Origin of the sequence: Desulfotomaculum copahuensis (assembly GCF_001655685.1) — a bacterium.
Lineage (GTDB): Bacteria > Bacillota > Desulfotomaculia > Desulfotomaculales > Desulfovirgulaceae > Desulfotomaculum_G > Desulfotomaculum_G copahuensis.
In genome coordinates this window covers 1-26,207 of the sequence record NZ_LYVF01000047.1, presented here as the reverse complement: position 1 = coordinate 26,207, position 26,207 = coordinate 1, and the positions used below count along the sequence as shown (strand labels likewise).

At 58.9% G+C, this 26,207-nt stretch carries 26 protein-coding genes; all 26 read right to left on the bottom strand.

What is annotated here, in order from left to right:
- Nucleotides 1-77: 77 nt before the first annotated feature.
- Nucleotides 78-371 (bottom strand): hypothetical protein, encoded by a 294-nt coding sequence (locus A6M21_RS03415; protein WP_066666493.1) that lies wholly within the window; start codon nucleotides 369-371, stop codon nucleotides 78-80.
- Nucleotides 371-2,263, bottom strand: coding sequence for an ATP-binding protein (locus A6M21_RS03410; RefSeq protein WP_066666492.1), 1,893 nt, complete (start codon nucleotides 2,261-2,263; stop codon nucleotides 371-373). The genes A6M21_RS03415 and A6M21_RS03410 overlap by 1 nt, the downstream gene beginning before the upstream one ends.
- Entirely contained in the window at nucleotides 2,254-3,249 is a 996-nt protein-coding gene (locus A6M21_RS03405) for a metallophosphoesterase family protein (protein ID WP_066666491.1), read from the bottom strand. The genes A6M21_RS03410 and A6M21_RS03405 overlap by 10 nt, the downstream gene beginning before the upstream one ends.
- Before the next feature lie 16 nt (nucleotides 3,250-3,265).
- Nucleotides 3,266-5,101, bottom strand: a complete 1,836-nt coding sequence (locus A6M21_RS03400; RefSeq protein WP_242868759.1) for an ATP-binding protein — start codon at nucleotides 5,099-5,101, stop codon at nucleotides 3,266-3,268.
- 418 nt (nucleotides 5,102-5,519) lie between these two features.
- A complete protein-coding gene (locus tag A6M21_RS03395; RefSeq protein ID WP_066666489.1) occupies nucleotides 5,520-6,644 on the bottom strand; it encodes a DNA double-strand break repair nuclease NurA in 1,125 nt (374 codons plus the stop codon).
- A gap of 47 nt (nucleotides 6,645-6,691) precedes the next feature.
- The gene (locus tag A6M21_RS03390; RefSeq protein WP_242868747.1) at nucleotides 6,692-8,086 is read right to left on the bottom strand and encodes a sigma-54 interaction domain-containing protein; all 1,395 of its coding nucleotides are present in this window, start codon (nucleotides 8,084-8,086) and stop codon (nucleotides 6,692-6,694) included.
- Between the two features lie 78 nt (nucleotides 8,087-8,164).
- Nucleotides 8,165-9,208: an anti-sigma factor domain-containing protein gene (locus A6M21_RS03385; RefSeq protein WP_066666488.1), complete on the bottom strand. Its 1,044-nt coding sequence runs from the start codon at nucleotides 9,206-9,208 to the stop codon at nucleotides 8,165-8,167.
- A gap of 1 nt (nucleotide 9,209) precedes the next feature.
- Nucleotides 9,210-9,950: a sigma-70 family RNA polymerase sigma factor gene (locus tag A6M21_RS03380; RefSeq protein WP_066666487.1), complete on the bottom strand. Its 741-nt coding sequence runs from the start codon at nucleotides 9,948-9,950 to the stop codon at nucleotides 9,210-9,212.
- Between the two features lie 307 nt (nucleotides 9,951-10,257).
- On the bottom strand, nucleotides 10,258-11,238 hold the full coding sequence (locus A6M21_RS03375; protein WP_066666486.1) for a cation diffusion facilitator family transporter: 981 nt from the start codon (nucleotides 11,236-11,238) through the stop codon (nucleotides 10,258-10,260).
- Between the two features lie 352 nt (nucleotides 11,239-11,590).
- Complete coding sequence (locus tag A6M21_RS03370; RefSeq protein WP_066666485.1) at nucleotides 11,591-12,313, bottom strand: TraR/DksA C4-type zinc finger protein; 723 nt, start codon at nucleotides 12,311-12,313, stop codon at nucleotides 11,591-11,593.
- Between the two features lie 28 nt (nucleotides 12,314-12,341).
- Nucleotides 12,342-12,641: a DUF5665 domain-containing protein gene (locus A6M21_RS03365; protein ID WP_066666484.1), complete on the bottom strand. Its 300-nt coding sequence runs from the start codon at nucleotides 12,639-12,641 to the stop codon at nucleotides 12,342-12,344.
- Between the two features lie 225 nt (nucleotides 12,642-12,866).
- Nucleotides 12,867-13,745 (bottom strand): protein translocase subunit SecF, encoded by an 879-nt coding sequence (gene secF, locus A6M21_RS03360; RefSeq protein ID WP_066666483.1) that lies wholly within the window; start codon nucleotides 13,743-13,745, stop codon nucleotides 12,867-12,869.
- Nucleotides 13,746-13,757: 12 nt separating this feature from the next.
- A complete protein-coding gene (gene secD / locus A6M21_RS03355) occupies nucleotides 13,758-15,005 on the bottom strand; it encodes a protein translocase subunit SecD (protein WP_066666482.1) in 1,248 nt (415 codons plus the stop codon).
- 29 nt (nucleotides 15,006-15,034) lie between these two features.
- The gene (locus tag A6M21_RS03350; protein ID WP_066666481.1) at nucleotides 15,035-15,694 is read right to left on the bottom strand and encodes an HD domain-containing protein; all 660 of its coding nucleotides are present in this window, start codon (nucleotides 15,692-15,694) and stop codon (nucleotides 15,035-15,037) included.
- A gap of 98 nt (nucleotides 15,695-15,792) precedes the next feature.
- Nucleotides 15,793-16,089, bottom strand: a complete 297-nt coding sequence (yajC, locus tag A6M21_RS03345; protein WP_066666480.1) for a preprotein translocase subunit YajC — start codon at nucleotides 16,087-16,089, stop codon at nucleotides 15,793-15,795.
- Between the two features lie 80 nt (nucleotides 16,090-16,169).
- Entirely contained in the window at nucleotides 16,170-17,279 is a 1,110-nt protein-coding gene (gene tgt / locus A6M21_RS03340) for a tRNA guanosine(34) transglycosylase Tgt (protein ID WP_066666479.1), read from the bottom strand.
- 11 nt (nucleotides 17,280-17,290) lie between these two features.
- The gene (queA, locus tag A6M21_RS03335) at nucleotides 17,291-18,316 is read right to left on the bottom strand and encodes a tRNA preQ1(34) S-adenosylmethionine ribosyltransferase-isomerase QueA (protein WP_066666478.1); all 1,026 of its coding nucleotides are present in this window, start codon (nucleotides 18,314-18,316) and stop codon (nucleotides 17,291-17,293) included.
- Nucleotides 18,313-19,914: a SpoIID/LytB domain-containing protein gene (locus A6M21_RS03330; RefSeq protein WP_161485989.1), complete on the bottom strand. Its 1,602-nt coding sequence runs from the start codon at nucleotides 19,912-19,914 to the stop codon at nucleotides 18,313-18,315. The genes queA and A6M21_RS03330 overlap by 4 nt, the downstream gene beginning before the upstream one ends.
- 164 nt (nucleotides 19,915-20,078) lie before the next feature.
- Nucleotides 20,079-20,285 carry a DUF2905 domain-containing protein gene (locus A6M21_RS03325; protein WP_066666641.1) on the bottom strand — a complete coding sequence of 69 codons (207 nt, stop codon included), beginning with the start codon at nucleotides 20,283-20,285 and terminating at the stop codon, nucleotides 20,079-20,081.
- A 204-nt stretch (nucleotides 20,286-20,489) separates the two neighbouring features.
- Nucleotides 20,490-21,062 (bottom strand): epoxyqueuosine reductase QueH, encoded by a 573-nt coding sequence (locus tag A6M21_RS03320; protein WP_066666640.1) that lies wholly within the window; start codon nucleotides 21,060-21,062, stop codon nucleotides 20,490-20,492.
- A 26-nt stretch (nucleotides 21,063-21,088) separates the two neighbouring features.
- The gene (gene ruvB / locus A6M21_RS03315; protein ID WP_066666476.1) at nucleotides 21,089-22,114 is read right to left on the bottom strand and encodes a Holliday junction branch migration DNA helicase RuvB; all 1,026 of its coding nucleotides are present in this window, start codon (nucleotides 22,112-22,114) and stop codon (nucleotides 21,089-21,091) included.
- A 304-nt stretch (nucleotides 22,115-22,418) separates the two neighbouring features.
- Nucleotides 22,419-23,018, bottom strand: a complete 600-nt coding sequence (ruvA, locus tag A6M21_RS03310) for a Holliday junction branch migration protein RuvA (RefSeq protein WP_161485988.1) — start codon at nucleotides 23,016-23,018, stop codon at nucleotides 22,419-22,421.
- Nucleotides 23,009-23,500: a crossover junction endodeoxyribonuclease RuvC gene (ruvC, locus tag A6M21_RS03305; protein WP_066666474.1), complete on the bottom strand. Its 492-nt coding sequence runs from the start codon at nucleotides 23,498-23,500 to the stop codon at nucleotides 23,009-23,011. The genes ruvA and ruvC overlap by 10 nt, the downstream gene beginning before the upstream one ends.
- Nucleotides 23,501-23,609: 109 nt before the next feature.
- Complete coding sequence (locus A6M21_RS03300) at nucleotides 23,610-24,254, bottom strand: hypothetical protein (RefSeq protein WP_066666473.1); 645 nt, start codon at nucleotides 24,252-24,254, stop codon at nucleotides 23,610-23,612.
- Nucleotides 24,255-24,439: 185 nt separating this feature from the next.
- The gene (locus A6M21_RS03295) at nucleotides 24,440-25,171 is read right to left on the bottom strand and encodes a YebC/PmpR family DNA-binding transcriptional regulator (RefSeq protein ID WP_066666472.1); all 732 of its coding nucleotides are present in this window, start codon (nucleotides 25,169-25,171) and stop codon (nucleotides 24,440-24,442) included.
- A 108-nt stretch (nucleotides 25,172-25,279) separates the two neighbouring features.
- Nucleotides 25,280-25,996 (bottom strand): NAD(+) synthase, encoded by a 717-nt coding sequence (nadE, locus tag A6M21_RS03290; protein WP_427854597.1) that lies wholly within the window; start codon nucleotides 25,994-25,996, stop codon nucleotides 25,280-25,282.
- Between the last annotated feature and the right edge of the window lie 211 nt (nucleotides 25,997-26,207).

Sequence of the window (26,207 nt, the reverse complement as noted above, 5' to 3'; positions counted from 1 at the left end):
AAGACAGGGCCAGGAGAATATTTCCCCTTGCCAGTACCGTCACTGTGAGTTTCCGGCCGGATGCCGGTTTCCCCGGGCTATTTCTCCCGTTTTTCCGGCGCGGTACCGATCAGATCCCAGGGAATCAGGGATTCTATTTCCGCCACCAGGTTTTTGATCTGCTCGTCCAGGGAAGCAATCTCGCGGTCCAGTTCCTCCGGCTTGACCCCCAGTTCGGCCAGTTGGGAAATTATTTCCTGCTCCTGTTTGGCCAGTTCCTCCAGGCGGGTCTTGGCCTGGATGCGCAAATCGTTAGCCTTGTCCAGGCCCGCTTTCAATTCGTTTATTTTTGCTTCATAGTCCTCAGATCCCCCGGAATTAACCCGTGCCATCACATACTCTCCTTTACGCGGGATTTGCGAAAACCGGATGCAATTCGCTCAATGGTGGCCGCATCCACCGGTGCCAGGCAGGTGGGACAGCGCCCCATTTCCTTCAGGCAGTGGATATAGCGGCTGGTTTTGACCGCCACTTCCTCTTCCCGCCCAGCCAGAAACACCAGGCCCCGTTCCTGCCGCTCCCGGGCGTCCGCCAGGCGCCGGGCCAGGCCGCGCAGCAACTCCAACCGTGCCGGCAGGGCGGCCAGCTCATTCAGTTTGCGCCGCCCCGCCGGCACGGCGCCGGTCCGCGCCAACTCCCCGGACAGCAGTGCCTGCTCGCGGGCAAGGGGGGCCAGCCGCCCGGCCAGGCCGGCCAGCGCCGCAGCCCGCCGCCGGCAATCCGCAAGGCGGCTCAAGGCGGCATTTACCCGGTCCAGCATCCCGGTGGCGGTATAAGCCATTTCCTGACGGTACTGCTCGACCCGCAGGGGGGACAGGCGGCCGGCATATGCTTTCAGTTCCGCCAATTTCCCGGCCAGCCGGGCGGCCACAAAAGCCCGCGCCCGCCCCGGTTCCACCCCGGCTGTTTTTTCCACCACCGCCAGCTGCCGCGCCTTTTCCAACCGCACCGCCGCCAGGCGGACGCCCAGTTCCTTTTCCTTTGCACTCAATGAGGCCAACCGGGTGAGCTGGTCCAACCCGGCCGTCCCTTCCATTAACCGGCCGGTCTGCTCCACCATATTTATGTAAACCGATTTTTCTTCCTGCAACCGCCGCCACCGGACCGACAATACCATCAAGTCGCGCCGCCGGCACGCCTGCAGCGCCAGTGCCGCCAGTTGCCGGCGGCCTTCCGCCGTCCGGCCGGTATGCCGGTAAACGTGCTCATGCCGCACCTTTTCCGTCCGCACAGCCGTCAGACGTTCCTGCAACTGGCGCAACCGGCCATGGCGACGGGCCAGTTGCACCAGTGCGGCCAGTAATGCGCCTCCCCCCTCCGCGCCGGCGGTGGCCCGCCACCGGGCCAGGACGTCCTCCTGCTGCCGGCGGGTGTCGCGCCGGCGGGCAGCGGCTTCAGCCAGCCTGTTCAAGCGCAGGGCCAGGGAAGCCAGCTGCGACCAGCGGACCAGCCTGTCCGGCACACCGGCCAGCCGGTCCAGTTCCCCCGCCGCCTGCTTAATGCCGGCCGTTACCCGGGTCAGTTTCTGTGCCAGGCTGGAAAGGGCAGCCTGCCTGTCCCCGGCGGCGGTTGCTTCGCTCATCAACCGGTTGGCCCGGTGCAGCCGTTCCGCCAGCACAGGCAGGTCGTCATATTCCTTGAGCTGTTCGCCCAAACCGGCGATTTCTTCCTCCAGCCGCTGCGCTTCCTTTTGCTGCCGGGCAATGTCCTGCACCGTATCCCGCAAGGCGGCATCCACCAAATGCACCCCGTGTAAACGGCCGATGGCCCGCGCCTTCACGCCGCCCGGGTCGGCGAGCAAAAAAGGCGGGTCCAGTTGTCCGGCCAGGTTCAGCACCAGCTTCAGATCCGCGTCCAACTCCACCGGCCGGACACCATGCAAAGCAATTACCTCGGCCGGAATCTCATGGCCGAACCCCTCAAAAATCCGCTCTTCTTCCCCCGGCCGGCTGATGATATAGCGGTTGCGGTTTCTGGTCACCGACCGCTCCCGGATCAACCGGGTACCGTCGTCAAACACCGCCGTCACCCGGCATTCGCTTTCGCCGGCGCGGACGAATTCCGTACCCCGCGGTTCGTTGAAAAACAGCCAGCGCAGCGCCCGGATAATGGCGCTCTTGCCCCGGTCCGATTCGCCCGCAATCACCGTCAGGCCGGGGCTTAAATGCAACTCGCTGCGGGCATGGGACTGAAAGTTTTCCAGTAACAGCCCGGTTATTCGCATGCACCGCCACCCCCCGCCAGCATGTCCTGTACCTGTCCCATACGGCGCAGGGCTTCCGCCCGCACTTCCGCCGCCAGGCCTTTCTGCCGGGCGATGCTGTCGATGATTTCCTCCAGCCCGGTTCCCTGATATTCGCCGCCGGCACGGATGCCCTGCACGAACAGGGCCAGTTTCTCTTCCCGGAAGACGGCCCGCTCCAACTGCGTGCGGTCCAGCACCTCGTCCCCCGGCCGGGCGCACTGCAGGGGAATGGCCCGGTGCCGGAGGCGGCCGCCTTCAAAATCAAGCAAAATAACCTGCGGCGTGCGTTCCATTTCCTGAGGCAGCGCCGACAACCGGATCAGCGCGCCGGGATTTAAAAACCAGCGGCCGTTCAGCTGCGTTTCCGGGAAACCCAGGTGGGCGTGGCCGCAAAGAGTGTAATCGGCCCGTGTGAGCGGCGCCACCTGTTCAATCAGCGTGCACGGAGCACCGGGAAAGACGGGGCGCTGCAGCAACATGCCATGTACCATATGTACGGCCACGTCGCAATCATCTTTCTCCACAACATAATCCAGTGCCGGGTCCCGCCGGTCCAGGTCGTAATGGAAGCCCTGCCCGGTCAGGCGCACAGTCAGGTCTCTTTCCTTCAGCCACACCGGTTGCCCGGGCTCGAGCAGGCGCACCAGGCCCAGCCGGGCCAGCAGTCCGAGCATGGTGCGGGGCAGGGTGGCCGGGTTCTGGCCGAAGATGTCATGATTGCCGGGAATGATGTACAGCGGCGCCGGCAGCGCCTGTAAAAGAGCGGCAAACTCCGCTCCCACGGCCAGGGAGGGATTGGGCGCATCCCACAGGTCGCCGCCGTGCAGCACCGCTGTAACGCCCAGCTCACGCGCCAGGCCGGTTACCTCCCGCCACTTTTCCTTTTCGGTTTCCGGCAGGTTGTCCCGGCGGTGCTGGGGCGTGGTACCCCGGAAATGAGTATCGGTGACAAACAAAAAGCGCAAAAGAACACCCCCTTGTTCACTCCCGGCCGGTGAACCTTTCCCCCAGCGGTCCTTTCTCCACTGCCAGTTTGCCCTCCCGGACCAGGATGCGCAACCGGTCGAGCAACTGCTGATTGGACAACGGTTCACCCAACTCCCGGGCAATGGCCGGGCCGTGAATATGCAGTTCAAAAGCACCGAAGGGCAGGTGTTCCCTGACCACCTGCCAGAATTTGTCCCCGGCGGCACGGGAATGGCGTTCCAGTTCATCAAAGGGGTTTTCCGTATGCGGACTGGCCGTGCCGGCGCAGCGGATGCGCACGGCCACCGCCCGGCCGGTGACAGCGGAGGAAATAAAGCAGTGGCCGGAAGTCAAATAAGGCAGGCGGTCCGTTTCCTCCGTTCCCAGGTCGGTTTCCTCTTTCACCGTGGCGATATCCATCGCCCGCACTGTGCGGAAGATAAGCTTGGTATTCAACTGGGCGGTGACGGTATCGTCCAGCAGGGCGATGCGCTGGCTGGCCAGCACCAGGTTGACGCCGTACTTGCGGCCCTCCTGGGCAATCAGCCGGGTTATGCGCCGGCTGGCCGGATCCCGTTCCCCCCGGGGACAAAAATTGTGCGCCTCGTCGGTGGCCAGGATAAAGGGCGGAAAATAAGCGGCCTGCTGCCCCTTTTGCATGGCGTCCCGGTAGCGGCGGCGCTTTTGATAAAGACGGTCGAAAAGGTAGGCGCCGTATACCTGCAGCAGGCGTACCGGACCGCGCACCACGGCCAGGCGCCGGGCCGTCAGCGCCTCTTCCACCGGCCGGGTATTGGCGGTGAAAACCCCTTCCCGCTCCAGGGCGTTCAGCCGCCAGGCCACACCCTTGAGGGAAGAGACGTGGCCGGCCTTGCTTCCGTAGCGCTTGAGCAAATCCTGCAGCATCCGGTCACGCCCGGCCAGGTGCGGATCTGACGCCTCGTCCCGGCGCAGCGGCCGCTCGTTTTCCATGGCCTCGATCAACCCGTAAAGCCGGGTGGAGAAGGACTGCAGCGAATCACCGCGTTCATGCAGGGTGTTCACCGCGTTGGCCATGCCCTCGGATATCGGTTCCCCTTCCCCCAACAGGGCCACCAGTTCCCGGATGGAAAGATCCGTGAACTCCACCCCCACATCCACGCCCACGGTAAAGATGCGGAAGCGGTCGCGGTAATCCCGCTGAAAACATGCCGGCAGGGCGGGAAAGGGGGTGCTGAAATCCATTTCATAATGCGGGTCCAGCACTATGCCGGGCACTTCCCTGGCCATAAACTCCTCCAGCAGAACCCGCAGGCCGAAGGATTTCCCGGATCCGGAACCGCCGAAAATGCCGATGTGCGGGTATTCGTTCATGGTCCGGTAATCGAAAACAAACGGCACCCCGTCCTGGGGCAGGATACCCCGCTCCCCGTCGTACAGGCAAAGCACATCCTTAAGATTTGCGGGCAGTCCGGGCAGCAGGTTGCCGGTGCCCCGGATGGTACCCAGGGTAAGCCCCCTTTCCGGCGACTGGCGCACCAGTATGCCGGCCACCTCGTCAAAGACGGGCAGGCGCACGGGTGCGCCCACAGCCACCGGAGTGGCGATTTCACCGATCAGCCGCACCCGGGCCAGGTTGACCTCCTCGCCGTGGATGTCGAAACCCACCGCCTGCAGGCCGGCCAATACGCGCCCGTCCACCAGGGCGTTGTGCTCGGTGGTCAGGGGAATGAAGCGGTTGAAGGAGTTGGTCTCCACCACCTCGCCCCGCGGAAACTGCCGCCCCGGGTCCTCAATAAACAGTATTTCATTGATGATAAACTTGCGCTCCCGTGAGGCCACCCAAACTTCCTGCTGGGTGGTGGTGCCCACAACCTGCAAGGCTGGATCCCCCGATTCCATATAATGTAATGTGAAAAAGACATTTTCCCAAGGTGATGGTCATGCCAGAGGAGCGAATGGCGCAGGTCCGGAAACGAAACACGGCGCAGCTGAGGCAAGCGAAACCGGCAGCGCGAATCGCGTGTCGGAAGGTAGCACTGAATTCCCGGGCTGGCGCTAAGAATACGGGTGTCATTGATAGTCAACAAAAATCGCACGCGATATGCAGCGCTGCCAGGTTCGCCCTGAAGCTGCGCCGATGTTTCGTCGAACCGGAGCATTGGAGCGGCGAGGTGCGACCATTACCTTTTTCATTTGTGGGTTGTGTTCAAAAAATCATGCCCGTTAGGGTTAAAAAAGCGCCCGCGCACCCGGTGCCGGTGTATCAAGCACAAACATGTCACCCTTCTTAATAATCCCGTCTCTGCCGCTGGGCGGTAAAAAAACATTCCCGCACCGCCGGGTCCAGGCCGGCACCGGCCAACAGCCGCACATCCCGGTGGCTGAGGCGCACTTCGGCGTCCACCAGATCCAGGAAGAGCGGGATGCCCCGGCTGCCGGCCGGAGTGATGGTATAAAGATAACGCATCACCTCTTTGGCTACGCCGGCCTGAGCGCACAAAAAATCCACCGCCACGGCCTGCGGGTGCCGGGAAAGCCGCGCAAAGACCGTATACAAACCGGCGTTTTTAACCTCCACTTGTGGATGGGTAAACAGGCATTCACCCGGCTCCAGCAGCCCGAAGAGCAACTCCCGGTCGTAAATACCGGGGCGGCCGGCAGCCGTACCGGCGGTGGTTCTTCGCCGGATGGCAACGGCCCCGGATGGACGGCCGTTGCCATCCGGCATAATTTCCGTCCGCGACCGGGGAGCGGTCACACCGGACCGGGAATGCACCCCGTCCGGAGACGAATCGTCCGCTTCCAGGCCGGCCGCCTGCGCCAGGTGGAAGGACTCCACCTCCTCAATCACCCCCACTGAAAGCACATCGCGCTCCACTGCCAGCGCACAGTAGCTCTCCCACTCCGCCGGCGCATGGCGCAGGTAGCGCATGAATCCGCCGTCAAAAAGCATCAGGCGGGGCCGGTATTCCCGCACCACCTTTTGGGCCGCCTGCAGTTCCAGGGCGCTCAGCCGGCGGTTGCACAACAGGCGCAGGGCCATTTCCCCCGGCAGCCCCTCTGCGGCGGCCAGTTCCCGCACCCGGGCCAATGAACCGGAAACCGCCGGGGAAAATACCTCCGCTGTCACGGCCCGTTCGCCGTGGCTGGTCAGGCAGAGCGCCTGGAAAAATTCCACCACGTAAGGAAAAGCGCCGCCCAGTGAATTGACCGAACCGTCCACGGCGGCCAGGGAACCGCCGGCAAACCAGGCGGTGATTTCCGGCGGGGACATGGGTGACAGCGGCTCCAAACGGCCCGCCCGCTCCGCCAGACGCCGGCGCAAGGCCTTCCGGCCGGGCAGGCGCCCGCCTGCCGTCAGCGATTCTTCCAGCCGCGCCAGTTCCCGGACCAGGTTTTCGTCCAACAGCATACGGCCCACCCTCCCGTTACCCGGCCGGAACGGCTCCGGTGAACCGGTCAGGAAATCTGATAGCGTTTGATCTTCTTGTACAGGCCGGCACGGGAAATGCCCAGCAACCGGGCGGCCTGGCGCTTATTCCCGCCGGACGAAGCCAGTGCTTCCAGAATGGCTTCTTTTTCCGCCTCTTCCACCAGCACGGGCAGGCCGGCCCGGTTGTTTTCCCGGTTCCCGGCCAGGCCCAGTTTCTGCAGGTAGAGGGGCAGGTGCCTTTTTTGAATTTCTGTTCCGTCCAGCACATTAAAAGCCCGTTCGACTACATTTTCCAGTTCCCGGACATTGCCCGGCCATTGATGACAGCGCATGATCTCCAGTACGGCGGGGGAAACCCCGGTCACCCGCAGGCCGAATTGCCGGTTGAAGCGGCGGACAAAGAACTCGAGCAGCAGTTCCAGATCATCCAACCGTTCACGCAAGGGGGGGATATTCAAAGTAACCACATTAATCCGGTAGTAGAGATCCTCCCGGAATTCGTGACGGTTGATCAACTCTTCCAGGTTGCGGTTGGTGGCGGCCACCACCCGCACATCTATCCGGCGCGGCCGGTTGTCACCGAGGCGCTCAATCTCCTTCTCCTGCAGCACGCGCAACAATTTGGCCTGCATGGACAAGGGCATGTCCCCCACTTCATCCAGAAAAATGGTGCCTGTATGCGCCAGTTCAAACTTGCCCAACTGGCCGCCCTTGCGGGCGCCGGTAAAGGCCCCTTCCTGGTAGCCGAACAGTTCTGATTCCAACAGGTTTTCCGGTACGGCGGCACAGTTCACCCGCACAAAAGGACCCTTGCCGCGCATGCTTTCCGTATGCAGGGCGTGGGCGAAAAGCTCCTTGCCCGTGCCGCTCTCGCCCTGGATCAAGACGGTGGAAGTGCTCATGGCCACCCGGCGGGCCGTTTCCTTGACCGCTTCGAACTGCACATTGCGGCCGATAATCTGGTCAAAAGAAAATCTGGTGCGGTGCACCCGCTCCAGTTCATCCCGGTAATAATCAAGCTGGTTTTTTAGGTTGCGTATTTTTTTCATCAGGGCGTAAAGATCTTCCACATCCCGGAAAACCACCGTTCCCAGGGCACCGACAATTTCACCGTTTTTAATAATCGGCACCCGGTTGGCAATGATCTCCTGGCCGTTTAAATTGGCCAGGTAGCCGAATTCGGCTTCCCCGGTTTCCATGGCCCGGGGGAAAAGAGGCTTGCTGTCTCCATAGGCTTCAAAAACAGTTTTGCCGATTATATCCTCCGGCTTTTTATTCCAGAAACCGGCAAAGTTGTGATTGGCCATAATAATCCGGTAGTTGCGATCTATGGCTACAATACCGTCACTGGACAGCTCCAGGATCATTTCCAGCAATTGACTGCTATCGTCAATCTGCCCGATCAGTGCAGTTTTGCCCAAGGCCTTCACTCCCGCTGTTGTCTAAATACGTAGACACAATGCCTCTATTATTCGACACCCGGGAGTTGAACTCCTGCCTCATTTTCCCGTATTGCGGTTCCGCCGCCAAAACAATTTCTCCCCCCTGTTTCCACCGGAACGGTCGTCCCCCCGGTCTTTGACCCGCAATTCATGTTGCCCGGGCGGGTTCAGCCACCCCTCCGGATGTTTCATCACCCGTAGGGGTTCAACCTTCCGGGGGGAATCCACGTCTCCCCGGAGATATCCGGACTGCATGGGTACTGCCGGCTTCTTTACTCTTGCCGGCGGCGCCGGTTCCGGCGACGGGGTTATCCGCACTTCGCCGGGAGCAGCGGCTCTTCCCCGCCCACCCTGTTTTCGGGCCATAAGCTCCCCGATATTGATATGTTTTTCCTGTTCCAACCGGGCCATGCCCTCGCGGTTGATTTCACCGCTGCTTATGTCAACTCCTTTTGACTGCAAACGCTGCAGCAACAAATAACGGCCGGCCGACAAACCCGCCTGCTGCGCCTGCCGGAGCACTCCGGGCATCGCCTGATCCACCACTATCTCGGCATTAAGCCGGCATTTTTGCAAAGGCTGATTAATGTACTGCTGCAATACCTGTACATCAGGGGACGGCTGGTTGTTCAAAGTGGTAACGGTGGCCAAAATCACATTATGTGCTTCCGGTTGCAAATAATGCTCCCGGACGGCCACCTGGAGCAGGCTGTTTATCGCGCCTTTCAGAGGGACACCCACAACCGGCGCCTCATTCAGCAAAACCGCCCCGCCGTTATTCAAACCCCGGGCCTGGCGTACAAATTCCCGCCGGTCCAGAGCCATTTCCACACTCGGGTTGATATCAAGGGAAATATAAGCCACTGCACGGGTCATCCACCCCCGGTACAGCATGCCGCCGCCGAGCAAAAGCAGCACCGAGGCGGCAATCAGCAACGGTTGCCAGAGAAACCGGCGCACCGGCGGGTTGCCGGTGATCACCCGGCCCGGCTGCAAATCATCACCGGCCGGCAGGGAAAGCTCCCGGAAATCACCGTCCGGGGTGAGGACAATACAGGTATGTTGCTTGATTTCGACGATCATTCCGGTAACCGCCGGCATGTTAATCCCCCCCCTTGAAAGCTCCGGGTTTGAGATAGTGACAAAGGTAAACAAATTCCCGGCAGTGCCGCCAGAGCAGTGCCATGGCGATGATATACCGCCGTCCCCGTTCCAGTGTTTTGCGGTGTACACCGGTCAAAGCGGACAGCTCTTGAATGGGCAGCTTTTTACCGGCCATCAAACGGTTGAAAAGCTCCCCGTCACCGGCCAGTGTCCGGGCCACATGCAACAGCACGGCCCTGGCGTCACGATGCTTGGGCGCACAGGCGGCCAGACCGGCAAATTTAATATCAAAGTCCGCCAGCAGCCTGGCGTAATCTTGAATTTCCTCCATCCGTTCCCGGGCCGTTTCCCGGGCCAGATATTCCTGCCAGGCCAGATCGGCTTCCGCCCGGCTGACTCCCGTCTCTTCCTGTACTACTTCCAGGGAAGCGGTCTGATGTGCCGCCAGGCGGGATTCCCGCCGCAGGTAATCGGTAATCCGGCTGCGGATGATCAACCGGGCAAACGCCAGAAAGGGCACTTCACGGCTTTTTTCGTACCGGTCGATGGCTTCATCCAGAGCAATCAAACCCACGCTCAATTCGTCATCATGTCCCCACTCCACGTGCCGGTGGCATATGCCCGCAGCCACCCGGGCAACAAAGGGGCGGCAGGCGGCCAGTAGTTCTTCCCGCGCCTGTCGATCCCCGTTTTTTGCCCGGGCGAGGTTTTTTTCCACTTCCTCCACCGGCTGCACCATCCCTTTTCCTGCACGCCACCCCTTTTGTGATCGGATTGCTGTTTTATATTACGTCCCCGGTGATGAATTTAAGGGTGATAAATAAAGCAAAAAGGGTGGAGAAATTTCTTCACCCTTCTCAGGCCGGTGACAAAACCCGATCACCCCGTGGCGGACAGGGTAATTTTCCGGTCTCTCAAAACGCTGCGAACAACGGCCGGCAAGCACCTTTAAAAATTCAGGCGCCCGCACCGGGTTGTATACGGCGCATTAAGAATACTTCGCCACCAAACGCATATATCCTGTCGAAAAAAACGAATTTTGTCAATCAACCGTCCGTTTCCGATTTTTGTCCGGCGGCGTGGGCGTGACCGTCGCATTCGTGACAGGAAGGCTCTTCCCGGCGGTAAACGGCAATGTTTACCGTGCAAACCAGGCAATCCCCCCCGACCGGCCGGCAGGGTTCGGTATGAATAAGTACACTGGTGCCGGACATGTTTTCCTGCAAATCCGCTTCGATACGGTCGCACAATTCGTGCACGGCGGCAATGGACTGGCAGCGGGGCACCACCAGGTGCAGGTCGACATAGCGGTCCGGCCCGGCCCGCCGCGTGCGCAGGTCGTGAAACTGAACGAAGTTGCTGCTGTAAGATGACAAGATGCGTTGAATGGCAGCCTCTTCATCGTCGGACAGACGCACATCCACGATACTGCCCAGGGAACCGCGCAGCAAATCGATGGCCGCCTTGAAAATGAGCAGGGATACGGCGATGGCAATCAGCGGGTCCAGAATATAAAGGCCGGTAAAATGAATGATCACAATGCCGGTCAGCACCCCGGCCGAAGTGTAAACATCGGTGCGCAAATGCCAGGCATCCGCTTCCAGCGCCGGCGAACCGGTGCGCCGGCCGGTACGCATGAGTACGGTGGAAACCACCAGGTTCAGCGCGGCCGACACGCCCATAACCAGTGCCCCCCACCCCAGGGCATGTACTTGATGCGGGTCGGTCAGCCGGGGCAGCGCTTCAACGATGATCATTATTCCGGCCCCGATAATCAGAAGCGCTTCCACAATCGCCGCCACATTCTCAAACTTGCCGTGGCCGTAAAGATGCCGGTCATCGGCCGGGCGACTGGACTGAAGCACGGAAAAATAGGCGATCAGCGCCGCCACCAGGTCCAGTCCGGAGTGAATGGCCTCGGAAATCACACCCACCGAATTCATGGCCACTCCGGCGGTCAGTTTGCCGGCGGTGAGCAATGTATTCGAAGCAATGGAAAGCCGGGCTACCTTTACTTTTTCATCCATCGGGTGATACCTCGCTTTAAAGGGCACGGCCATGGACAGCCGGAACATGTTGACGGCTTGTTTTCAACCGCAACGTGCCGGGAGATCGTTGTTTGCCGTATTGTCGCAGCGTCTGAGCGGTATAAAGAAGCCCGCGGGCCCATCATCCTGCGGCCAGAATGAAGTCCCGCGGGCATTCCGCTGCCTGGCAAGGCCCGGCCGCATGCACGGCCTGACTATAATGCCAGTATAGCATGGCCGGCCTGTCCGGGGCAACAGTTTATGTCCGGCGAAATTCGCACCGCCGGACCGGCATCCTGACGACCACGGCATACCACTTTTCATTCGTGGATCGTGTTTAAAAATATGGCGGTCAGTAAGACGAGCTGTCCGCTTCCCGCTTGCTGTGTTCAATGCCTGTGTCGATTCTTTCCCGGGGCGCGCTTTCATCGTCTAAGCCGCGGTAGTTCCGGTAGATCACCCCGTCGTCACCGATTTCGTACGGAATGTTTTCCACCTCCTCCACGTAACCGCGATCCTCTTCATCCAGTTCGTTATTGCCGTAATAAGCGCCCGCCTCCGAGTGCCCGGCATGCTCCGAGTAGCGGGCCACATCCTGCCAGGAATCCTCAAAGTCGTATTCCACGCCGTCCATGCTTTCATCGAAGGCGGTCATGTAAAGCTCATCCACCACCTCCTCCTCAATCGGGCGCACCGAACTGACCGGCTCATGCTCATCGTCCCGGCGGCAATGAATGCAAACGGTGGTGTACGGGACAGCCTGCAGCCTTTCCACAGCGATCGGCCGGCCGCAGATCTCGCAATTGCCGTAAGTTCCCCGCTCGATCCGGTCCAGCGCCTCATCTATGGCCCGGATTTTGATCTTGGCGGCTTCCCGCAGGGAAAAGTCCTTGCTTCGTTCAAAGAGTTCCGAGCCGGTGTCCGCCGGCTCATTGTCGTACAACGACAGTTCGCCGAGCGAGTCGCTCATGGACGTATTTAAACCGTCCCTGTTAATTGCCTTCACCCGCTCCAGTTGCTGCTGTTTCTCTTCCTTGAGCCGCCGGCGGAAGTCCTCCAGTTGTGCCGTTTGCATATGCGCTCACCTCATTAGTTTATTCATTTCAGGGTGTCAGCCGGTTCTGCACGATGGCCACGATTTCGGCGATGAAACCGCCGATCAGCGGCAGGTTTAGACGCACCAGGTGCTGCAGGACCAGAATCATAATCGCCCCCAAAATGGCGAAACCCACAGCCATACCCAGTCCCCGGGCCAAACCGGAAATAAAGTTGATATAGAGCAGCCGCCGGGGCTTGTTGAGCAGGTCCACATATTCGGCCAGCTTCATTTTTTCCATGTTCAGGGCCAGTTCATCAATCTTATCCCGCAGCGCCTCCAGGATGTGCCTTTCCCTTTCGTCCACTTTCGCCGGCCTCCAGCAAAGCGTTACAGTTAATTTGCCCCGGAAAAACGTCCGGCACTCAATAACAAGCGCAAAAAAAAGACAGCGCCCGGCGCTGCCTTTTCCGAAAGACCGGTCCTTCCGGACCGGTCTTCAATTTACTTTTTACCGCCCGTTGGCACCGTTCCACCCGGCCGGAGGCGGTAAGGCATGGAAGCCCGGCACGTGTTACTTCCCGGGAACGGCTCAGGCTCGGGCCGTCCCGGTTTTGCCCCTTTTCTCCAGCAGCTTGAAGTCCACCCACAGCGGGCTGGCATTGCAGATGGAGGAATAGGCGCCGCTGATCACGCCCACCAGCAGGGCCAGTACGAAATCGTGAATGGTGCTGCCGCCCAGGAAATACAGGGCCGCCAGGACGAAGATGACCATCAGTACGGTGTTGATGGATCTGGCCAGCGTCTGCCACAGGCTGACATTGACCACGTCTTCCAAAGCCTCGCCCTTTTTCCGCGCCCGCATGTTTTCCCTGATCCGGTCGAAGATGACAATCGTGTCGTTGATCGAATAGCCGATGGTGGTCAAAATGGCGGCCACGAACGAACTGTCCACCTGCAGGTGGAAAAGGGAGAAAATACCGAGCACCACCAGTGTGTCGTGCAACAGGGCAATGATGGCCGCGATGCCCTGCTTGAATTCAAACCGGAAAGCGATGTAAATCAACTTGAGTACAATGGCGATGAGCAGCGCCCAAACCGCCTTCATAGCCAACTCACGCCCGAAGGACGGCCCGATGGACTGGTTTTGCATCATTGTCGCCTTATGGATCTTGTTTAAAGCGGCCAGCAACGCATCACTTTCATCCTGGGTCAAATGCCTGGTGCGGACGATGTAATCGTTTGCGCCGCTCTGCTGAATGGTGTTATCCCCCAGATGCAGCCCGTCCACTGTTTTGCGCACCTGATCCGCGGTGACCGGCTGATCGAAACGCACTTCCAGAATGTTGCCGCCTTTAAAATCAATGCCCAGGTTCAAACCGTGCAGAAAGAGGGAAATCAGTCCGGGCAGGATAACGGCAATGGATATGGCGTACCAGATTTTACGTACTTTGATAAAATGTAAAGACACTGTTTTCCCCCCTTAGGCTCCATAAAGTTTCAGGTTCTTACCCAGGCCGCAGGCCGCCACCAGGTGCAGCAGCCAGCGGGTCATGGTGATCGCGGTAAACATGCTGGCGATGATCCCGATGCCCAGTGTGACGGCAAAGCCGCGGATCGGGCCGGTGCCAAAGAAATACAGCACGATGGCGGAAATCATGGTGGTGGCGTTGGAGTCGAAAATGGCCACAAAAGCACGCTTAAAACCTGTGTCAATGGCCGAGCGCAGCGTTTTGCCGGTGGCCAGTTCCTCCTTCAAACGTTCAAAGATAATCACATTGGCATCCACCGCAATACCCATGGAAAGCAGGAAGGCGGCGATACCCGGCAGGGTCATGGTCACGTGCAGGCCGACGTAAATGAGCAGCACCACCAGGCTGTAGATGACCAGCGCGAAATCGGCCACCAGTCCGGGCAGCCGGTAGTACATGAGCATGAAGATCAAAATGGCAATCACACCAACCAGGCCGGCGTGCTTGGAAGCGGCCATGGAATCGGCGCCCAGCGACGGGCCGACGGCGCGCATTTCCTCCACCGTCACCTTCACCGGCAGCGCGCCGGAACGCAGCAACACAGCGATGTTATGCGCTTCCTGCAGGGACTGGTAACCGGTGATCTGTGCCCGGCCGTTGGGAATCGGTTCCTGCACGGTGGGATTTTGCAGCAGTTTACCATCCAGATAAATGCCGATCGGCTTGCCCACATTGGCCGCGGTCACCTGGGCGAATTTGCGTGCCCCGTCCGAGTTAAAGGTCAGGTTGACCACCACCTGATTCGAGTTCGGCTCCTGCGCCTCCTGGGCATCCTTCAAGTCGGCCCCGGTAAGCACGGTTTTCCCATCCTGGGTTTTGAACTCCAGGAAGGCAGTTTTGATCATGGTGCGCACCGCCTCGCTGGGATTGCTGATCCCGGCGATATCCACAATCAGCCGGTTGGCGCCCTGTTGCTGGATGGTCGGTTCCGCCACGCCCAGGCCGTTGACCCGGCGCATAATCACCGCCTTCAGCTGGTTCATGGTCTCCTGGTTTACCTTGGCCTGCGGCGTATCATGCGCCTGCAGCACCACATGCACACCGCCCTGCAGGTCCAGGCCCAAAATCACATTTTTGACCACCGGCAGGTACTTGCCGGCGCCGGAGATTTGACCGGCTTCCGGCGCTACGGCGGCAAAACCGACCACCGCAACCACAATAACGATGCCGATCAGAATCAAAATTTTGTTCCACTTCATTTGCAGCTTGTTCCCCCTTGTTCCCTTCGTTAGAGCAGCTTGGAGCCGTTAACCATCAGTTCAAAGTTACAGTTTAAAAAGTTGGCCGCCCGCCGGCAAAGCATCATCCGGGTGAGAAAAATTTCAAAGTATTCCATGACTGGGCATATTTTGATGTCGATAGAGAGATCCATGGTAATAGTGCGTTTTTCCTTTTTGACCCAGATAAAAGAATGCTCCACGGCATAGTTCACCCGGTCGTGAATGTCAAAGGTGGCAAAATCCATATTACGCACCCGCGACCGGTGCACATCGGACTTGTCGGCCACAATCAGGGCGGCCGCCACATTGTTCACCGGTTGACCGTACTGCTCCTCGTGGTTGGCGATGGCCGAGATGACCGTGGCTGTTTCATCGGGAGGCATGCCCATGCCGTTTAAAATATTAAAAGCCAGCGAGGCGCCTGAAATACCGTGATCGTTGCGGCTGAGCACATTACCGATATCGTGCATGTAACCGGCAATGGCCGCCAACTCCGCCTGCCGCGCGGGATGGCCCAGGCGTTCCAGAATGTTGCGGGCAATCGTGCTGACCAGGTTCAGGTGCCGGTAACTGTGCTCGGTAAAACCCTGCACACCGAGATATTCGTTCCCTTTACGGATGAAACTGTCCACCACCGGGTTTTTTTTAATCTCCTCCAGTGTAACCAAATATGGTCCTCCTTACCAGATTAACCCTGCCGGCGGCATTATTGGAAACTGCCCGCGTACGGAGAAAGAGAGTAGACTTAAGCCTACTCCCCGGACAACTATTCTTTTTCGCCGGTTTCTTCCGGCTCCCGCTCCCGCACCTGGGCGATGGCATTTTTTAATATTTCGATGCGCACGCCGTCCGCTACCCGTACGATCAGGGAGTCTTCTTTTATCTTCACGACGGTGGCATAAATGCCGCCGGCCGTAACGATGGAGTCATTAACCTTGACGTCGCGGAGCATCTGTTGATGTTTCTTTTGCCGCTGTTGCTGTGGTCTGATCATTAAGAAATAAAGCAGGGCAAACAGGGCGACCACATATAGTAACGTACCGGTGGTTTGATTGAGACCCAATGGATAACCTCCTTTCTCCAAAAATAATTAATTCGTGGTGTAAAGTGAATTCCCTTTTCCCGGCGCTGAAAAAAATGTATTTATGCCTGCCAGCCGGCCAGGAATTTTTTCCGGAATTGCTCAAAGTTTCCTTCCCGGATGGCCTGCCGGATATTTTCCATCAACCGTAATACAAAATACAGGTTATGTATCGTGGTCAACCGGATACCCAGGATCTCGCCGGCTTTAATCAAATGGCGCACATAGGCGCGGGTGAAGTGGCGGCAGGTATAGCAGCCGCAATCTCCGTCCAGGGGACGGAAATCCCGGGCATATTCGGCATTACGCACCACCAGTTTGCCCCGGCGGGTAAAAACTGTGCCGTTGCGCGCAATGCGGGTGGGCAGGACGCAGTCGAACATGTCCACCCCCCGGGCCACCCCCTCCAGCAGGCAGTCGGGCGAACCCACCCCCATCAGGTAGCGCGGTTTATCCACGGGCAGCAACGGCACGGTAAAATCCAGCACCGCATACATCATCTCCTTAGGTTCCCCCACGCTTAAGCCGCCGATACCATAGCCGGGAAAATTCAACTCCAGCAGTTCACAGGCGCTCTTTTCCCGCAAATCCCGGTGCACGCCTCCCTGCACGATGCCGAACAGCGCCTGCTCCGGACTCCGGTGGGCGTCAAGGCAGCGCCCGGCCCAGCGGGTGGTACGTTCCACGGCCGCCCGTGCCTGTTCGTAGGTGCACGGGTAGGGGGCGCACTCGTCAAAGGCCATGGCGATGTCCGAGCCCAGCGCCTCCTGTACCGCCACCGCCTTTTCGGGGCTGAAATAATGCTCCGAGCCGTCAATATGAGAACGGAACCGGACCCCGTCTTCCTCCACCCGGCGCAGCGGCCCCAGGCTGAATACCTGGAAGCCGCCGCTGTCGGTGAGAATAGGGCCGTCCCAACCCATAAAGCGGTGCAGTCCGCCGGCCCCGCGGATCAGTTCGTGGCCCGGGCGCAGGTAAAGATGGTAGGTATTGCTCAAAATCAAGCGCCCGCCCACGGACCGCACTTCTTCCGGGGTCATGGTCTTGACCGTCGCCTGCGTGCCGACGGGCATGAAAACAGGGGTCTGCACCGGCCCGTGCGTAGTTTCGAGCAGTCCCAACCGGGCACGGGTTTGGTTGTCCGTTTGCAGTACGGAAAATTTGAAGCCCATGGCTGTCTCCCTTATAAAATGAGCATGGCGTCGCCGAAGCTGAAAAAGCGGTAGCCCGCTTCCACCGCCGTGCGGTAGGCCGCCAGCACCTTTTCCCGTCCGGCGAAAGCACTGATCATCATTAGCAGTGTGGAGCGGGGCAGGTGAAAGTTGGTTACCAGACCGTCAATCGCCTGGAAGCAATAACCGGGATAAATGAAAATTTCCGTCCAGCCGGCGCCGGGGACGATTTCCCCCGTTTCTTTCGCCGCCGTTTCCAGGCAGCGGGTGGTGGTGGTGCCTACGGCAAAGACCCGGCCACCCTGTTTCCGGGCGGCATTGACTGCTTGTGCCGCCGCGGGGGTAATTTCATAATACTCGGCGTGCATGTGATGTTTGGTAATATCCGCCACCTGTACCGGCCGGAAAGTGCCCAGGCCCACATGCAGCAGCACCCGCACTATGCACACGCCTTTGGCTTCAATCCGCCGCAACAGCTCCGCCGTAAAATGCAGCCCGGCGGTGGGGGCCGCGGCGGACCCCTCCTGCCGGGCATAAATTGTCTGGTAACGCTGCGGGTCGTCCGGATATTTTTTAATATAGGGCGGCAGCGGCATCCGGCCCAGTGCCGTCAGCACTTCATCAAACGGCCGGGCGGAGTTGAATGCCACCACCCGGCCGCCGGCATCTGTCCTGTCCATCACCAAACCGGTGAGTTCCCCGGCGCCAAAAACCAGCCGCGTCCCCGGGCCGGCCCGGCGTCCCGGCCGGACCAGGGTTTCCCAGCGGCCTTGATCCAGACGGCGCAATAAAAGCACTTCGATTTGTGCGCCGGTATCCGTCTTATGTCCAATCAGGCGGGCCGGAATGACCCGTGTTTCGTTGAGCACCAGCACATCACCGGGTTGCAGGTACTCAACCAGATCCCGGAACAAACGGTGCTCAACCACCCCGTTTTCCCGGTGCAGCACCATTAAACGGGACTGGTCACGCTGCGGCGCCGGATCCTGGGCAATCAGTTCCGGCGGCAGGTGATAGTCGAAGTCACTGAGGTTCAATTCGTTGCTCCCCCGTAATTGGGCGTCAGATTAATGCCTGTATAATAGTATTCCAGGATTTGCTGGTAGTTATAACCCTGTTCGGCCATCCCCCGGGCACCGTACTGGGACATGCCCAACCCGTGCCCCCAGCCGCTGCCGGTGAAGGTGACGCTGACCAATTTTGCTCCGCCGGCGGGCGGCGGCTGGCTGCCGCCGGAAGGCTGTCCAACGGCCGGTTGTCCGGGTACAGCCGGTGTCTGACCGCCGGACGCTCCCGGCGCGGTTCCGGTATTGCCGGCCGGATTGCCTGGCGGGCTGCCGCCGGTGTTGCCGGAAGGCGGACTGCCGGTACCGGTTTGACTGGACATAATTTTTTGCATGGTGAACAGGGCGCTTTTCAAGCCCAGGGCGAAACGTACGGCATCGGCCCTGCTTTTGTCGGGCGGCCCGCCGATATTGACAGTCAGCGGCTGCCCGTCCGGCCCCGGTCCGCTAACAGCCAGGCACTTGACCCGCTTGCCGCTGGCGGTATATGCAACAATGTTCAAATCATCAACTGCACTGAACTTGTATCCCGCTTTGGCCAGCTGTTGTTGCAGCTGGGCGGCGGTATAAGTCACCGTCCAGTTGTAGTACTTATCGTTTTGATCATACGGATCCGGTTTGCCACGTAAATAAGGCACATAGCCGTTCCAGACGTCCTCGCTGTTTTCAGTGCAGCCGCCGTCGCTGCTATGGAATACGGCATCCACCGGCCGGCCCTGGTAAGTCATGATCATCCCCCCGGTTTCATCCACCGCCCGGATGGCGGCCGGACTTTCGCCGTCGAACCCACGGTAAACCTGACTGCTTTGAGTGGCCAGCACGTCAAAACCTTCTTTGGCATAGCTGCCCATATGGGCCAGAGCGTAACTGCGGCAGGCCACCGCCTGCGCCTTCAACGCCCCGGCGGGCCAGGAGGATGGCATTTCCGAAGGGACCACCCCGTAAAGATATTGCTCGACGGGTAAAATGTTAATAGCCGTCACGCCCGCACCGTCCGGGCGGAATTCCATCGCGCCCCGGTAACGCCGGGAAGCGCCGCCGGTGAAAAGAGTGACCAGATCCAGGCCGCCGCCGGCTGCCGCCGGCTGCAGTTGTTTTTGACCGCCGGCACCCAGAACAAGAAGTCCGGCCGGGTTGTTCAAAGCCACCGGGCGGCCGTCCGCACCCATGGCGTTCAGACCGTCACCGGCGCTACGGTTGACAGGCACGCCGCTGTCACCGAGTATGGTCACCTGTAATCCGCCTTGCTGCAGCAGCAGGGGACCGGTGAATGTACCGGCCGGCGCGCCGTTTTTGGTCACCGTCAAACCACCGGGAGCGGCGCTGATTGTATATTGATCGCCGGCATTAACGGTACCGGCTGATTTATTGTCCGATTGATCAACCAGTTGATAACTGCCGCTCACAGAAAATGCTATTTCGGGGACATGAAGCGCAAGACCCACCCGGATGGATCCGGGCACCGGCAAAACATCACCCCGTGCCGGCCGCGCCGGGCCGGTGAATAGAAACAACATACATAAACCGGCCAGCACCCCGGCCAGACAGGAGATTCTTATTTTCCTCCGCATGCTTATTCCCCCCATTGTAAAAACCGGCATACTGAGGAACATTCGACAAGTTGTTCCAATCTCCTGCCGCTTATGAAAAAGTTACCGCCGCTTCCGGAGATCTTCTTCCGGACGGCTGATCTCCCCGGACTGCAGACAACTGCCCCGGCCGGCAACCGGCTGGATTAGCGCCTGAAAATCAAATTTAAAACAAGAGTCAGCAGCAGGCTCAATATAATTGATGTGACCACGGGAAAGTAAAAGGTAAAATTTCCCCGGTGAAAATAAACGTCGCCGGGCAGGCGTCCCAGATGTAACAGCTTGTCCGAAGCCATCAACAGACCGCCAATGAGCAGCAGAAATACGCCCGTCAAGGCAAGCATTTTGCCCATACCGTACAAACCATTCGCCCCCTTGTCTTGTCACTTTCGGCACCACCCGGGCGCGATCCCTTTCAACCCGTCCCGGAAGGGAGGTGAATTTCTTACCGGCTGGTTTGTCAACGACGTTCCGCTTCCCGCCCGGCCCGCACCGGAGACACCGGGCGTCAACGGCTGCATTGAACAGAGGCGGTGACATGGTCAAGACGTAACCGGTCAACTTTGCTGTACCGGGCATTGTCCCGCCGTCCCCTTTTGGCGCGGCCGGTAATAACGTTCCTTCTCGCTGTAGATGCACCCGCAGTACTGCTGCCGGTACATGCCCAACTCCCGGGAACGGGCGGTTGCTTCCCGGTATCCCGGCCGGAAATCGACATAATAAAATGGCACTCCGCATTCATCCCCGGCTGTTTCGCCGATCTCTCTGATTAAATCATGCTTTTGATAGGGGCTGACCAAAAGGGTGGTGCTGAAAGCGTCAAACCCGCCCTTTTTAGCCACCCGGGCCGCCTGCTTCAAGCGCATGGCATAGCAGAACCGGCAGCGCCGGGACTCCCGGTATACCACCATCTGTAAAAATTCTTCCAGCCGGTATTCTTCATTAAAAATCACTTTGAAGTCCATGGCGGCGGCGTACTTTTCCAGCGTCTCGCGCCGCCGCTGCCATTCAGTGTAGGGATGAATGTTCGGATTGAAAAAATAACCGTAAACCGTATGCCCCTGTTCCCGCAGGTAATCGAGCGGATATATAGTGCACGGTCCGCAACAGGTGTGCAAGAGCAGTTTCATCTGAAAGACTCCGTTTCCAGGATTTTTTACTTCCATAATGCCTGTTGTTCCGCCTGCCCGTTCACCGGCAACCCCAGGTGACGATAGGCCCTCACGGTGGCCACCCGTCCCCGGGGCGTGCGGGCCAGCAATCCCGTCTGCAACAGATAGGGCTCAAAAACATCCTCCAGTGTGCCGGGCTCTTCGCCGGTTGCGGCAGCCAAAGTATCCAGACCGACCGGCCCGCCGTTGAACTTTTCTATAATTGTGTACAAAAGCCGCCGGTCGGTCTGATCAAGGCCCAGCGGATCCACCTCCAGAAACTCCAGCGCCTCGACCGCCACATTACCGGTAATCACTCCGCCGGCGCGCACCTGGGCGTAATCACGCACCCGTTTCAACAAGCGGTTGGCCACCCGGGGCGTGCCCCGCGCCCGGCGGGCGATTTCGGCCGCTCCGTCCTCTTCCAGACTCACCTTGAAAATGCCGGCCGCCCGGCTGACGATGAGCACCAAGTCCTCCTGCCGGTAATAATCCAACCGGCTGATCACCCCGAAGCGGTCCCTAAGCGGTGAAGTAAGCAGGCCGGCCCGGGTGGTGGCCCCGATCAGGGTAAACCGCGGCAGATCCAGGCGGATGGAACGGGCGCCCGGTCCCTTGCCGATTACAATATCCAGGGCAAAGTCCTCCATGGCCGGATAAAGCACTTCCTCCACCGGCCGGCTCAGACGGTGCACTTCATCAATAAACAGGACGTCCCCGGCGGAAAGATTGGTCAAAACAGCGGCCAGATCCCCCGGCCTTTCGATGGCCGGGCCGGAGGTAATGCGGATATTCACCCCCAGTTCATTGGCGATAATGCCGGCCAGGGTGGTTTTGCCCAACCCCGGCGGGCCGAACAAAAGCACATGGTCCAGGGCCTCCCTGCGCTCCAGCGCGGCACGGATAAAAATGTCCAGGCTTTCCCTGAGCTTTTCTTGACCGATAAATTCGGTCAGCCGCCGCGGCCGCAAGTTGTTGTCCAGTTCCCCGTCCTCCTCCCGGAAGGCGGCGGAAAGCAAGCGCTCCTCCAAACGGATCCCCCCCATACCCGAAACAAACCAACTAACGACCATGATTTTTTGAACACAACCCACAAATGAAAAAGGCTGGTGGCTGGTGGCCGCACCCCGTCGCTCCAATGCTCCGGTCCGACGAAAAAAGTTATCTACTATAACTAAGCTGCTCTCCGCAGCGGCATGTAAAATTGCCCTGGATTTTCCATGATAATCAATGCCGTTGCCATCCGGCTTCGGAGCAAACCTGGCAGCGCTCCATATCGCACGCGATTCATATTGACATCCCCGGCCCGCCGGACGCGTGCCGGAGCAAACTTTCTCATTTCTGACGGCCCAGCCATTGCAGGGCCGCCCGCACCAGTTCGCCGGGCGGACTTGTCCCGCCGTCCGGACTGACCCGGTGTATAGCCCGCCGCGCCTCGGTTTCACCGTAGCCAAGGGCGAGCAGGGCAGCCAGCGCGTCATCTTCCCCTCCGGCCGGCAAACCGCCGTCCGGTACATTACCCGGTTGCCGGGGCAATTTGTCTTTAAGTTCCAGGATAATGCGCTGTGCTGTTTTCTTACCCACTCCCGGCACCCGGGTCAGCACATTTATGTCACCCTCCGCCACAGCCCGGGCAAGGGCCGCCGGGGTAATGGCTGAAAGCACGGTCAGCGCGCCTTTGGGGCCAATTCCGGCCACATTGAGAAGATAGCGGAATGTTTCCAACTCCACCGTGCTGACAAAACCAAACAGGTGCGGACCGTCTTCCCGCCAGAGCAGGTGAGTGTGCAAATGCACTTCCCCTTTATGTGCCGGCAGGACCTGCAAGGTGGAAGCCGGCACATAGACCAGGTAACCGACTCCGTTGACATTGATTATTACGGCATCATCCCGCACCGCCGCCAGAACGCCGTGTAAAAAAGCAATCATAGACATTTCCGGCTCCCGCCCGGGGCACAATGGGCGTGACAAATGGCCACAGCCAGGGCATCGGCCACATCGTCCGGACGGGGTACTGCGGGCAGGCATAACAACGACCGCACCATGAATTGCACCTGTTGTTTGCCGGCCCGGCCGTAACCGGTCACCGCCTGTTTAACCTGCAGCGGGGTGTATTCCCCCACCAGCAGGCCGGACCGGGCCGCAGCCAGCAGGGCCACGCCGCGTGCCTGTCCAACGGCCAGGGCGGTGCGGGTATTTTTATTAAAAAACAGCTCTTCAATGGCAAAATGTTGCGGCCGGTAACGTTCCAGCACATCCTGCAGGCCCCTGTACAAGTATAGCAAACGCTGCGGCATGGCCCACCCGGCGGATGTTCTGATACAGTCGTAAGCCACCGCCGTTAACCGGTTTCCCACCACGTCGATGACACCGTAACCGGTTATGGCCGTACCGGGATCCACCCCGAGCACACGCATCTTCCTCGCCCCCGCCATTTACTCTCACCTTTCAATTCCACAGCACAGGGGCCGGGTCCTTCCATCCGGACAAAAATAAAAAACCCGGCCGGGAAAAGCAGCCGGGTTTTTAAAAAGAATTTGATTGTGTCATACTGGAGGCTTCATCCAGATTATCCAGCATCGCATTCAGCGCCTGATCGCCGACGAATTCCAGTTCGGCACGCAATGCGCCCTGGGTCTGTACATCCTGCCGGTCAAAGTCCATCGCCTGCTCCAATTTTACCTGCAGGTCCGGGGATAAACCGGACAGAGGCAATTTATTCTCCACCCGCAACAGTTTCTGGTTGCATCCCAGGGGACCTTGATAAACAGCCAGCATCCCCTGGGAGATGCCCAGATGCCTGTAGTCCTGATGCTCCGGGCAAAAGTCGTTTATATGCTGCTTGAGCACAAGCAGGCTGCCCTGAGCTGCTATGCTCCACCCCTGAGCGGAAGGATAACGGCGCTCCAGCGCCTCCCGGTCCAATCCGACCATATCTGCCGGAGCGCGTCCCAAAAAGACAACTTGAACATCACCACATAAATATTCGCGTTCTTCCTGCACGGCCTCCCCGGCATGAACGGGAAAGACGTTGGTAACATCCGGTTTGTTTATGGCCAGGCCCGGCTTGACGGCAGGCGGCGCCAGCACTCCCAACACCAGATATACCGCCGCCGCCACGGTCAGCGCCAATGCCAGACCGCCCAGGGCCAGGTAAATTTTTTTAATCACTGTGCACACCTGCTCCGGCAATAATCATCCCTATTATTGCCAGCGTTTTTTTCTTTTATACATATTCCGGCACTCGCTTTTCGTCCAAACAGCGAACAGAATGGTTGCCCGGAGACAACACGCCTTGCATCAAAGCACCTGCGGCCTTTAAAAAATTAAACCTCCGGGGGCACCCCGGAGGACGTTTAATCTTCCAATTCACAGTTTGTATATACTTCCTGCACGTCATCAAGTTCTTCCAGGGCGTCAACCAGGCGGGTCATTTGCTCCGCCTCCCTGCCCTGCAGTCTGATGGTGGTCTGCGGAACCATGGTTACGTCGGCCATAGCAAGGGGGATCCCCTTGCCCGCCAGGACATCCCGTACATGCTCTATTTCTTCCGGCAGCGTGGTAATCTCAAAAACATCCTCTTCACTCTTCATATCTTCGGCACCTGCCTCCAGGGCCAGAAGCATGACTTCATCCTCGTCCAGCTCAGTATCATTGCGGTCAATAACAATCAGGCCCTTTTTATCGAACATCCAGGAAACACAACCAGACTCGCCCAGGTTACCGCCGTTTTTGGAAAACAAGTGCCGGATCTCACCGGCAGTGCGATTCCGGTTGTCCGTGCCGATTTCCAGCATCACTGCCACACCGCCCGGACCATAACCCTCATAGATGATTTCCTCATAATTGGCGCCGCCCAATTCACCGGTACCGCGCATAATGGCCCGCTGAATGTTTTCATTGGGTATATTGGCCTCTCTGGCCCGCTGAATAGCCGCCTTCAATCTGGCATTGGCCTCCGGATCACCGCCCCCCTGACGGGCGGCGATAATTATTTCCCTGGCCAGGCGGGTGAATATCTTGCCCCGCTGGGCGTCCACCTTCGCCTTTTTCCTTTTAATGGTCGACCACTTGGAATGACCGGACATTTCTACATCCCCTTTCCGTAACAATGAATATTGTAACACAAGACAAAAAAAGCGCAAAGCGCCGCCATTGGTATGGGGTATTTTACGCCGGAACTACAATGCTGGTAATTAAAAGGGGGGCAGGGCCGGCATCTGGTTTTTATGCGCGTTATTGGCGGCCAGTCTCTCCACCACCTTGCGTACACGCTCATCCGCCTTGCCGGTAAGAATATACTCATCCATTTCCCGGTAGGTAACACCCAGTTCCACCTCGTCATCCTGTCCGGCATAAAGTCCGGCGCAGGGGGCTTTTTCAATAATCGGACGCGGTACCCCCAGGTATCCGGCCAGCTCCCAAACCCGGCACTTGGTCAAGTTGCCGATTGGCAGCAGATCAACCCCCCCGTCACCGTATTTGGTAAAGTATCCCACCGTTAATTCGGTGCGGTTATTGGTGCCGGCCACCAGATAACGGTTGCGGGCGGCAAAAAAATAAAGCGTGGTCATGCGCAAGCGCGGTTTAATATTGGCGATGGTCAGATCATCATCGGACGGGTCATAATCCTGACCTGTCAATAGTTGCACCATCTGCAGGAAAGGCTTGTCCAGCGCCACCGTTTTCACCGGTATATCAAAAGCGCCGGCCACCAGCATGGCGTCCTCCGCATCCCGTGGATTGCTGAAACAGGGCATAATCACTCCGAGCACATGGCCGGGGCAGGCACGCTTGCACAGCGCCGCCGTAACCGCCGAATCAATACCGCCACTCAAACCCACCACAAAACCACGGGCATCCCTTTCTTTCAATTGCTCCCGTAGCCAGTCAGTTAATTTTTGCGCCAGCACATGCAACCCTGATTCCTCCCATAACAAGAACATCATCTCAATCGTTTATATTTTAACACATTTTACCCGCTTCAGGCAATTTCCCGCCGCAACCGGTTTTTTACTCCCCAAAGGACCGCCCCTTCCCGTTTTTTCCGGCTCCAACGGGCCGGGCGAACATAAAAAGCCTCCGGAGTACTCCGGAGGCTTTGAAAAAATATTGCAGCGGCGA

Excerpts from the sequence above, each read along its gene's own strand:
- ruvC (WP_066666474.1), bottom strand. The coding sequence starts at position 23,500 with ATGCGTGTGCTCGGGGTGGATCCCGGTACGGCCATAACCGGTTACGGT.
- tgt (WP_066666479.1), bottom strand. The coding sequence starts at position 17,279 with ATGGGCTTCAAATTTTCCGTACTGCAAACGGACAACCAAACCCGTGCC.
- A6M21_RS03325 (WP_066666641.1), bottom strand. The coding sequence starts at position 20,285 with ATGGGCAAAATGCTTGCCTTGACGGGCGTATTTCTGCTGCTCATTGGC.
- ruvA (WP_161485988.1), bottom strand. The coding sequence starts at position 23,018 with ATGTCTATGATTGCTTTTTTACACGGCGTTCTGGCGGCGGTGCGGGAT.
- A6M21_RS03295 (WP_066666472.1), bottom strand. The coding sequence starts at position 25,171 with ATGTCCGGTCATTCCAAGTGGTCGACCATTAAAAGGAAAAAGGCGAAG.
- A6M21_RS03330 (WP_161485989.1), bottom strand. The coding sequence starts at position 19,914 with ATGCGGAGGAAAATAAGAATCTCCTGTCTGGCCGGGGTGCTGGCCGGT.
- A6M21_RS03385 (WP_066666488.1), bottom strand. The coding sequence starts at position 9,208 with ATGCCGGCGGTTACCGGAATGATCGTCGAAATCAAGCAACATACCTGT.
- A6M21_RS03395 (WP_066666489.1), bottom strand. The coding sequence starts at position 6,644 with ATGCTGTTGGACGAAAACCTGGTCCGGGAACTGGCGCGGCTGGAAGAA.
- A6M21_RS03320 (WP_066666640.1), bottom strand. The coding sequence starts at position 21,062 with ATGAAACTGCTCTTGCACACCTGTTGCGGACCGTGCACTATATATCCG.
- A6M21_RS03410 (WP_066666492.1), bottom strand. The coding sequence starts at position 2,263 with ATGCGAATAACCGGGCTGTTACTGGAAAACTTTCAGTCCCATGCCCGC.
- secD (WP_066666482.1), bottom strand. The coding sequence starts at position 15,005 with ATGAAGTGGAACAAAATTTTGATTCTGATCGGCATCGTTATTGTGGTT.
- A6M21_RS03415 (WP_066666493.1), bottom strand. The coding sequence starts at position 371 with ATGGCACGGGTTAATTCCGGGGGATCTGAGGACTATGAAGCAAAAATA.
- A6M21_RS03370 (WP_066666485.1), bottom strand. The coding sequence starts at position 12,313 with ATGCAAACGGCACAACTGGAGGACTTCCGCCGGCGGCTCAAGGAAGAG.
- A6M21_RS03375 (WP_066666486.1), bottom strand. The coding sequence starts at position 11,238 with ATGGATGAAAAAGTAAAGGTAGCCCGGCTTTCCATTGCTTCGAATACA.
- A6M21_RS03380 (WP_066666487.1), bottom strand. The coding sequence starts at position 9,950 with ATGGTGCAGCCGGTGGAGGAAGTGGAAAAAAACCTCGCCCGGGCAAAA.